We start from the raw sequence: 2553 nt of genomic DNA, 5'->3' as shown, positions 1-2553 counted from the left end.
TATTGTCCTGATCCAGTCGCGGAGGTGCAAGCGTGTAGAGAGGCGATCGACCTGGAGTTTGTGGTTGAAGACCTGCCCAAGCTGCTACTTTCTATGAAAGTAGGGGCAGATCGGATTCGTCAGATTGTGCTGTCGCTGCGGAACTTTTCGCGCTCAGATGAGGCGGGGATGAAACCCGTTGACATTCATGAGGGCATTGACAGCACGTTGCTCATTCTTCAGAACCGTTTGAAGGCTAGTGCAAACCATCCGGAGATTCAAGTCGTCAAAAAGTACGGTAATTTACCACTGGTCGAGTGCTATACCGGACAATTGAACCAGGTATTTATGAATTTGCTGAGTAATGCGATTGATGCAATCAACGACCATAACCAAACTCGATCGAAGGAGGTTGAGGTAATTAGGAAAATCGTGATTGAAACCCAGGTTTTGGGTCCAAATGCAATTACAGTACGAATTCAAGACACGGGGTCTGGAATACCGAATCGGGTGCAGCAACGCATCTTTGATCCTTTCTTCACGACAAAACCAGTTGGACAAGGGACTGGATTGGGCTTGTCAATTAGCTACCAAATTATTACAGAGAGGCATGGCGGCTCACTAGAGTGCTTCTCTGAACTAGGGCAAGGTGCAGAATTTGTGCTGACGCTGCCCATCGAACATAGAGGTGGTACAGCGAACCGTGCCACCTTTTCTAATTAGAACCGTGAGCCGAGCTTGATTGCTGGATTGTATTCAAACCCAACGATGGGCGTTTGAGCCGCTGTGTGGCAAGGATCGTTGCCTCGGCTACAATCCTTGCCAAAATTTTTCTTGTAAGCTGCTGATCTTGGATAAGTCTACGAGCAATGGATCTACACACGGTTGAAACCTACTGCCGTCCCTTGGATTTGGCGTCTGTTCCGCCTTGGAAGCGGGGGTACGCGTGGTTGGCGGGTGGTACTTGGATATTCTCGGAGCCGCAGCCTCATCTGACGACGCTAGTGGATCTGGAGCCGCTGGGTTGGTCGGAGATTACCGTCGAGGACGATCGTCTGGAAATCGGGGCAACCTGCACCTTGAGGCAACTGGTGACTTATCCCTGGTCGGCTGAGTGGAAGGCGACTGAGGCGTTTCGAGGGGCTGTTTCTGCACTGGCTGCCTCGTTCAAAGTCACTCATCTGGCGACGGTCGGGGGTAATGTTTGTCTGGCGCTGGCGATCGGCGTGATGGCTCCGGTGCTCGTGGCGCTGGATGCCACCTATGAGATTTGGAGTCCGACGGACCCGCCCCGCACGGTTGCCGCCAAGGATTTTCAGCTCGGTGTCCAGCAGACGGTGCTGCAACCGGGTGAAGTCTTACGTCGCATTTGGATTCCACTCGCCTCTCTAAACTGGCGAACTCAGGTGCAGCGGTTTGGAATTGCGGAAACCGATCCGGCCCTGTCGCTTGTAGTTGCTGCCGTCGATCCGGCGACTGAGCGCACGCGAGTTTGTCTGGGAGCGTGCGTTATGGCTCCTTACCTGCTGGAATTCGATCGCATTCCTTCCTCTGAGCAAATCACCGCTGCGCTGCAAGCGGTTCCCTGGCTAACGGATAGCCGCGCCAGCGGCAGCTACCGCCAGCAGATGACTGAGGTGCTGATTCGTCGATCGCTCCACGCCCTTCGCGAACCCTAAATTCTGCCCATTCCACCCTCTACTTGCCACCTTCATGACTGCCCCCCTCACCGTTCATCTCAATGGTCAGCTCCACACGGGAAATTGTTCTCCTGGAACCAGCCTCCTCAGCTGGCTGCGTCAGGTGGGATGTGCCAGCGTGCATCGTGTCTGCGAATCGGGAGACTGTGGAGCCTGCACGGTTTGGCTGGATGGTGCACCGATTCATAGCTGCCTTTATCCAGCTCTGCGTGCCCAAGACCACGCTGTTACCACGATCGAAGGACTGGCTCAGAACGGTCAGTTAACGCCGATGCAGCAGGCATTCCTGGAGCATCAAGGGTTCCAGTGTGGCTTCTGCACTCCTGGCATGATTCTCAGCGCTGAAAAGCTGTCTTTTGCGTCTGAGGAAGAACTGCGCTTGGCGCTACGGGGTAGCCTCTGTCGCTGTACGGGCTATCAGGCGATCGTCGAAAGTATTGTGGCAGGCAAGCAAGCCGTTGCTGGTGGTCAGTCTGCCAGTGGCTCGGGCGATCCCGTTACTGCCCAAGTGGGTCAAAGCGTTCCGAAGCAAGATGGTCCCGATATTGTGACTGGAAAGCCAGTTTATACGTCGGATTATGCACCGTCTGGGCTGCTGCATCTCAAGGTGCTGCGATCGCCGCATCCCCACGCTCGCATTCGTGAGATTCACACGGAGCAGGCGGCAGCGCTGCCAGGAGTTCATGCGGTTCTCACCTACAAGGATGTCGATCGACGCGCCTACAGTACGGCTGGGCACTCGGAACCCGTACCCGATCCTTTGGATCACTACATTTTGGATAGGAAGGTGCGCTTTATTGGCGATCGCGTTGCCGCTGTTGTTGCGGAGTCGGTGGCGATCGCGGAACGTGCGTGCCAACTGATTGAGGTCGAG

At 55.0% G+C, this 2553-nt stretch carries 3 protein-coding genes; all 3 read left to right on the top strand.

Going from position 1 to position 2553, the window contains the following annotated elements:
• On the top strand, positions 1-702 hold a 702-nt coding region (locus H6F43_RS01335; RefSeq protein WP_190340223.1), incomplete at its 5' end, for an ATP-binding protein.
• Positions 703-848: 146 nt separating this feature from the next.
• Positions 849-1658 carry an FAD binding domain-containing protein gene (locus H6F43_RS01330; protein ID WP_190340222.1) on the top strand — a complete coding sequence of 270 codons (810 nt, stop codon included), beginning with the start codon at positions 849-851 and terminating at the stop codon, positions 1656-1658.
• A 34-nt stretch (positions 1659-1692) separates the two neighbouring features.
• A partial coding sequence (locus tag H6F43_RS01325) for a 2Fe-2S iron-sulfur cluster-binding protein (protein WP_199290091.1) occupies positions 1693-2553 on the top strand: 861 nt, incomplete at its 3' end.

Source organism: Leptolyngbya sp. FACHB-36, assembly GCF_014695955.1.
Lineage (GTDB): Bacteria > Cyanobacteriota > Cyanobacteriia > Leptolyngbyales > Leptolyngbyaceae > FACHB-36.
The sequence above is the reverse complement of the archived record's forward strand: the minus strand, read 5'-3'. Positions and strand labels throughout refer to the sequence as shown.

Coding starts and splice junctions, on each gene's coding strand:
- H6F43_RS01330 (WP_190340222.1), top strand. CDS start 849: ATGGATCTACACACGGTTGAAACCTACTGCCGTCCCTTGGATTTGGCG.